Consider the following 6,926-nt stretch of genomic DNA (forward strand, 5'->3'; position numbering starts at 1 on the left):
TCCCTCCTATTTCTTTTGATTAGCTCTGATTTCTCTTTTAGCTAATTTAACAGATGCACTTAGATGTCTTTTTGCTGGGCAAACGAAGGAACATATACCACATTCCATACATTGATCAGCATGTAAATTAATACATAAATCAACATCTCCCTTTAAAATTGCATGATTAATATCTGTTGGATTAATATTTGCTGGACAGTGATCTACGCATCTTGAACATCTAATACATGGAGATTCAATTCTTTCTGTAACTTCTTCTTCAGTGAAAACTAAAATACCTGAAGTAGTCTTTGTAATAGGCGCATCAAGGCTAAACACAGATTTGCCAGTCATAGGACCACCGCAAATAATTTCTTTAAAGTTTTCCTTAACTCCTCCGCAGAAATCTAAAATATCTCCCACTGGAGTACCTATTTTAACCAAAATATTCTTTGGTTCCTTAATACCAGAACCGCTGACAGTTATTACCCTTTCGTAAGAAGGTCTTCCTTCAATCATTGCTTCATAAAATGCAAGAGTTGTACCAACATTTGTAAGGAAAACTCCAACATCATTAGTTACACCATTTTGTGGGACAATTCGTCCAACAACAGCTTCAGAAAGCCTCTTTGAATCACCTTGTGGATATTTAGTTTGACATCCAACAACTTTTAAGTGACTCCAATTAGGATTTTGGGAAATAACTTCTTCCATTTTTGCAATTGCATCTGGTTTATTTTCTTCAATTGCCATGTAAGAAACTTTTTGATTGTAAAAATATGAGAAGATGTTTAATCCTTCTAATATTTCTTCCGTTTTTTCTAGCATAATTCTATGGTCACAAGTGAGAAAAGGCTCACATTCTGCACCATTTATTATACATTCATCTAGCACTGGATTTTCACTCTTTAACTTAGCGTGTAGTGGAAAACCAGCACCACCCATACCGACTATTCCCTTGTCTTTTATGAAAGGAATTAAATCGTCAATTGGATGATCCTTATAATCCTTAAAAGATTTAAGGTCATCTACCATTTCATCTTTGCCATCGTTTTCTATAACGACACAATCACAATACCTTCCATCAGCAGTATACATCTTTTTAATTTCTTTAACTGTCCCTGATACAGATGAGTGTATGTCCGCTGATATATAAGCATCAGAACTGCCCACCTTTTGACCAACCTTAACAGAATCACCCTTTGAAACAACTGGTGAGCAAGGCGCTCCAATATGTTGTGACATAGGTATGTAAGCAATTTTAGGACTTGGCATCCTCTCAATTGCAATTTTTTCTGTCAAAGTTTTGTGTTCGTCCATGTGAACTCCACCTACGGAAAAAGTGAGATTTCTTGAACTCATAAAACTTCACCCCTTATTCGGCCTAAGCCTAATTTTTACCTTTTGTTATAATTATAACACTAAATTTATTTAAAGTATATGATTCTACTTAAAAATTTGAAAGTAGAAAATCTTTTATAATCCTGTAAAGAAGTCATTTTTTAATTTAAAATTTTTTATTTGCCTAAATTTTTTTATGAAATTTTCTTTTATCTCACTAATTCATTAATATAATATTTTCTATAAATCCATAAAGTTATTATTCAATAAAAAATCTCACGACTTTAATCGTGAGATAAAAATTTTAACTTAATTTTTAATTATTTCTCTCGTAAGGAATGCCATCAGCAGATGGTGCTCTAGAACCCTTAACAAATACAATTAACACAATAAGTGTAATTGCATAAGGAATCATTGAAAGCACATTTGTGTCAATTTTTATTCCAATTGAGCCAAGGAAAACTGAAAGACCTTGTGCAAAACCAAATAATAGACAAGCTAGCATTGCACCTTGTGGTTTCCATCCACCAAAAATAACTGCAGCAAGAGCGATAAATCCTTGTCCAGAAATAAGCGTTTCTCTATAATTTGAAACAACGGCAAGTGACATCGATGCTCCACCAAGTCCAGCCAAAAATCCTGATGCCAAAACGCAAATATATTTTATTTTGTAAGCATCTATGCCGAGAGTTTCTGCCGCTCTTGGATATTCCCCTACTGCTCTAATTCTAAGTCCAAGTCTTGTCTTATAAAGCAAAAAGTAAACTATAAATACTATTACAAAGGCAATATACACTGATACATATTGTGAAAAAACAATATCCAAAAATTTACTAATGCCACTACTTCCATTTTTAAATAAATGTCCAAATAAAACTGGAAGTTTATTTTCGTAAGGAATAGATTTTGACATTGCAGCCCCATCAAAGAAAAGTCTGCAAAGGAAAAGAGAAAGTCCCGGTCCAACTAAATTTATTGCAATACCACTTACAACATGGTCAGCCGCAAAATTTATAGTAGCAATGGCATGAAGAAGTGCCACGAGCATACCTCCAAGTCCACCACATAAAAAGGCAATCCAAGGATTTCCCACATAATATCCAACAATAGAACCAACTACTGCTCCAATGGACATCATCCCTTCAAGTCCAATGTTAACAACTCCAGCATTTTCTGATAAAACTCCGCCAAGAGCTGTATAGATAAGAGGTGCTGAATATAAAAGTGTAATTGATAAAATACTTGCTAAACTTAAAAGTGAACTATTCATTTGCTCCTCCCTTATCTATATTATTTACTTCTTTCTTTGACCATTTTTGGAAGAAAAATTTAATCATATCTAAAAGTTTTGGCATTGCTATAAATAAAATCATAATACCAACAATTATTTTTACAACTTCTGAATAAGTGCCAATAGTGGTAAGTTTTCCACCACCATAAGTTAACCCTGCGTAGAGAAGTGCCGCTGGAATTGTTCCAATAGGATTGTTTCCAGCAATAAGTGCCACAGCCATTCCATCAAATCCATAACCTTCTTGTGCCGCCATCATTCCAATGTCTCCTGAAACTCCAAGTACAGTTATCGCTCCTGCAAGCCCCGCCAAAAATCCTGCAATTCCCATGGACTTTACAATAGATTTGTTAATATTAATTCCGCCATATTCTGCTGCCTTTTGATTGAAACCAACTGCTCGAAGTTCATAGCCTAAAGTAGTCTTTTTAAGGATATACCAAATTACTATGGCTGCCACAATGGCGATTATTATTCCAAAATTTACTGGTGGATTTAAAATATCCCTTAAAAATTTATTTTGTGCCAAAAAAGCCTTTCCACCTTCGCTCATCTTCCATTCTCCAAGAATTTTTATACTTGCAGATTTTCTTATTGGATAGGAGTTATCTGACTCAATATTTCTTAAAATTGGAAAACTCAAAAGATAATTGCTTAAATAAAATCCAATCCAGTTCATCATAATTGAAGATATAACTTCATTTACCTCAAACTTTGCCTTTAAAACTCCAACAATTGCACCCCAAAGATAACCGCAAAGTGCACCGACAATTAGTGCAACTATTCCATGAATAACAGGTGGCAAATCTAATAAAAGTCCCACTACTAAAGCACCAATTGAACCAACAATATATTGTCCTTCAGCTCCAATGTTAAAAAGACCTGTATTAAAGGCAAAGGCAACGGAAAGACCAGTAAGGACTAGTGGTACCGCCTTTACAATTGTCCATGAAATATATTTTGGCTTGCCAAAAGCACCAAGAAAAATAACCTTGTAAGCTTCAATTGGATTTGTTCCACTAATTAAAAGAATAATAGAACCAATTAAAATTCCAAGTACAATGGCAAGCACTGTATATAAAAATCTATTTCTCTTCATTTTTACCTCCTGCCATGTACAGTCCTACTTCACTCTCATTAGTATCCTTTGCATCAAAAGTTTTTAAAATTTTGCCATTATATATTACAGAAATTCTATCTGATAACGCCATGATTTCGTCAAGTTCAAAGGATATTAGAAGCACTGCCTTGCCCTTGTTCCTTTGATTAATCAAAAAGTTTCTAATATATTCAATAGCACCAACATCAAGACCTCTAGTAGGTTGCGCCGAGATTAACAAATCTGGGTCATCAGAAATCTCCCTAGCTAAAATTACCTTTTGTTGATTTCCACCAGAAAGTTCTCCCGCAAGTCTTTTAATATTTCTAGGTCTAATGTCGTAATCATCTTCAAGCTTTGTCGCATATTTCTCAATATTTTTAAAATTTAAAATTCCATTTTTAGAGTATTTGTCTTTATAATAATTTTTTAAAATAATATTTTCTGCAACGCTAAAATTTAGGACTAAACCACGAAGTTGTCTATCTTCAGGAATTGAATTAATGCCCTTTTCAATAATTTCCCTTGGACTTTTATTTATAATTTCATCGCCCTTAAAAAGAATTGAACCACTTTCAGCTGCTTTAAGTCCTGTAAGAGTTTCAATCAGTTCAGATTGACCATTGCCATCTACACCAGCTATGCCATGGATTTCTCCCGCTCTTACATCTAAATCAAGGTCATCTAGCTTTTTTACATTTCTAAAATCCCTTGCACACAATTTTTTAATTTCTAAAATAGTTTCTCCAGCCTTTACATCACTTTTATTAACATCAAGATGAACAGTCCTACCAACCATCATGTCCGCAAGTTCAGACTCACTTACATCAGAAACATTTACAGTTTTTATTTTTTTGCCACGTCTAATTATAGTACACCTATGTGCCATTTGTTTAATTTCCCTTAATTTGTGAGTGATAATTATAATTGACTTGCCCTCTTTAGAAAGATTTTTAATAATTTCAATAAGTTCAGTTATTTCTTGAGGCGTCAAAACAGCTGTTGGCTCGTCAAAAATCAAAATATCAGCACCTCTATAAAGCACCTTTAAAATTTCAACTTTTTGTTGAGTACCAACAGTGATATCTTCAATTTTAGCATCGGGATCAATTTTAAAACCATACCTTTCAGAAAGAGCAATAACATCTTCCCTAGCTTTTTTTATATCTACCTTAATTCCATTCATAGGTTCCATTCCAAGTACAATATTTTCAACCACAGTAAAGGGTTCGATTAACATAAAATGCTGATGAACCATTCCTAGTCCTGCTTTTATTGCGTCATTTGGATCCTTAAATTCTTTTTTCTCGTTATTTATATAAATTTCACCTGATGTAGGAGAACTCAAGCCGTAAAGCATATTCATAAGAGTAGTTTTTCCAGCACCATTTTCTCCAAGAAGAGAATGAATTTCACCTCTTCTAATATCAAGATCGATACCGTCGTTTGCAATGAAATCTCCAAATTTTTTTGTGATATTCTTCATGCGAACGACTAAATCTTTATTATCAATTTCCAAGACAAACGCTCCTTTGTTATGTTTACTAAATTATACCAAAGATTTATAAAATTTAAAAATAAATTGTAACAAAAAATCACCTCATTTATCAATGAGATGATTTTTTAAATCTTTACCTATAAAATTATTTATATTGTTCGTAAGTTTCTTTGTTGTAAGGAACTTTAATTTCGCCAGAAATAATCTTTTTAGTGATCTCATCAACCTTCTTTAAGATTTCTGGTTTAACATTTTTGTCAGAAGTTGGTGCAATGCCAACGGCTCCGTCATTAGCAAGACCTAGTTCAATAGTTTTTCCACCTTCGAACTTGCCTTCTTGCATATCTTTTACAACTTGATAAATAGCAACATCGCCATTTTTCATTGCAGAAGTTAATACATTTTCAGGAGCTCTATCGCTTTGGTCTCTGTCTACACCAATTGCCCATTTGCCAGCTTCTTTAGCAGCTTCAATAACGCCTTCTCCAGCTCCACCAGCTGCATGGAATACTACATCAGCTCCATTTTGGAACATTGTAGCAGTAATTGATTTACCCTTTTGAGCATCAGTGAAATTACCTACATATTGGCTAAGAATTTCAATATTAGTTCCCTTTTCCTTAGCTGCATAATCAACGCCAGCTCTGTAACCATATTCAAATCCCCAAATAATATTACCTTCTTGTCCACCAACAAATCCAACTTTGTTAGTTTCAGAAGTCATACCAGCAATATAGCCAACTAAGAAAGATGGTTCTTGTGCCCTAAACATAATTCCAAGTAAGTTCTTTGGAGCTTCAACTTTTTCACCATCTTTTCCAGCAGTTACGTCTACGTCAACTATTGCATAATTAGTTTCAGGATACATTGCAGCAGCTTCAGCTATTGCATCGCCCATTTTAAAACCAGCACCAACAATTAAATTCTTTTCTTGGTCAGCAAAAGTTTCTAAATTTGGAGTATAGTCCTTAGTGTCCTTAGATTCAATGTATTCAGCTTTGACTCCAAGTTCTTTTTGAGCTTTTTGTAATCCTTCCCATACACCTTGGTTAAAGGATTGGTCGTTAACTCCACCTTCGTCAGTTACAAATCCAACATTTACATCAGTAGTCTTAGCTTCTTCTGTAGTTTTTTTGTTAGTAGCGTTTGCATCTTTTTCTGCATCCTTTTTATTTCCGCCACCACAAGCAACAAGTGTCATTGCTAACAATAACACTGCGACTAAACTTAGTTTTTTCTTCATAAAAAATCCTCCTATTGTTATTTAATTAAATTATATATTATAACTAAAAGTATTTCAATTTTAATATAAGTTATAGCAATAAAAAAGTTTTCATTAAAAAAAGCCCAACTTAGTTGAGCTTTAAATTTTAAAATTTTTAACCTATAAATACTCTTGGAATCATAAATAATACTACCGAAATTACAAAATACATTAATAAAAATGCTACTGACTGTTTCAATTCTTTTATTCCAAAAGTTGCATCCTCATCTGCTGATAAAAATCTCGCTACTATTGATGCAATAAATCCTAAAATTGGATATACAATTAGTACCCCAAGGTTACTTGTTCCCTTGTCCATAAATCTAAAGAAAGCAGGAATCATAATAAACAATGCCCCTAAATAAATTGGGAAACTTCCCTTGTCTATCCAAATTAGCACAATTACGCCAAGTGTTAGCACTAAAAATACCACTGTTGCAATTGTGTTAATCAG

5 protein-coding genes and 1 pseudogene are annotated in these 6,926 nt (G+C 33.5%); all 6 read right to left on the bottom strand.

Annotated elements, in window-relative coordinates; translation table 11 throughout:
- Window positions 1-6: 6 nt before the first annotated feature.
- Window positions 7-1,341, bottom strand: a complete 1,335-nt coding sequence (gene rsxC, locus MR285_RS03755) for an electron transport complex subunit RsxC (RefSeq protein ID WP_293558169.1) — start codon at window positions 1,339-1,341, stop codon at window positions 7-9.
- Window positions 1,342-1,636: 295 nt separating this feature from the next.
- A complete protein-coding gene (locus MR285_RS03760) occupies window positions 1,637-2,590 on the bottom strand; it encodes an ABC transporter permease (RefSeq protein ID WP_293558171.1) in 954 nt (317 codons plus the stop codon).
- Complete coding sequence (locus MR285_RS03765) at window positions 2,583-3,710, bottom strand: ABC transporter permease (RefSeq protein ID WP_293558173.1); 1,128 nt, start codon at window positions 3,708-3,710, stop codon at window positions 2,583-2,585. Before MR285_RS03765 ends, MR285_RS03760 begins: the two co-directional genes overlap by 8 nt.
- Window positions 3,697-5,229: an ABC transporter ATP-binding protein gene (locus tag MR285_RS03770; RefSeq protein ID WP_293558175.1), complete on the bottom strand. Its 1,533-nt coding sequence runs from the start codon at window positions 5,227-5,229 to the stop codon at window positions 3,697-3,699. The genes MR285_RS03765 and MR285_RS03770 overlap by 14 nt, the downstream gene beginning before the upstream one ends.
- Before the next feature lie 124 nt (window positions 5,230-5,353).
- Window positions 5,354-6,451, bottom strand: coding sequence for a BMP family ABC transporter substrate-binding protein (locus MR285_RS03775; protein WP_293558177.1), 1,098 nt, complete (start codon window positions 6,449-6,451; stop codon window positions 5,354-5,356).
- A 136-nt stretch (window positions 6,452-6,587) separates the two neighbouring features.
- A pseudogene (locus MR285_RS03780) lies at window positions 6,588-6,926 on the bottom strand (hypothetical protein); the annotation flags it as partial.

This window comes from Peptoniphilus sp., from assembly GCF_022767005.1.
In the GTDB taxonomy this organism is placed as follows: domain Bacteria; phylum Bacillota; class Clostridia; order Tissierellales; family Peptoniphilaceae; genus Peptoniphilus_A.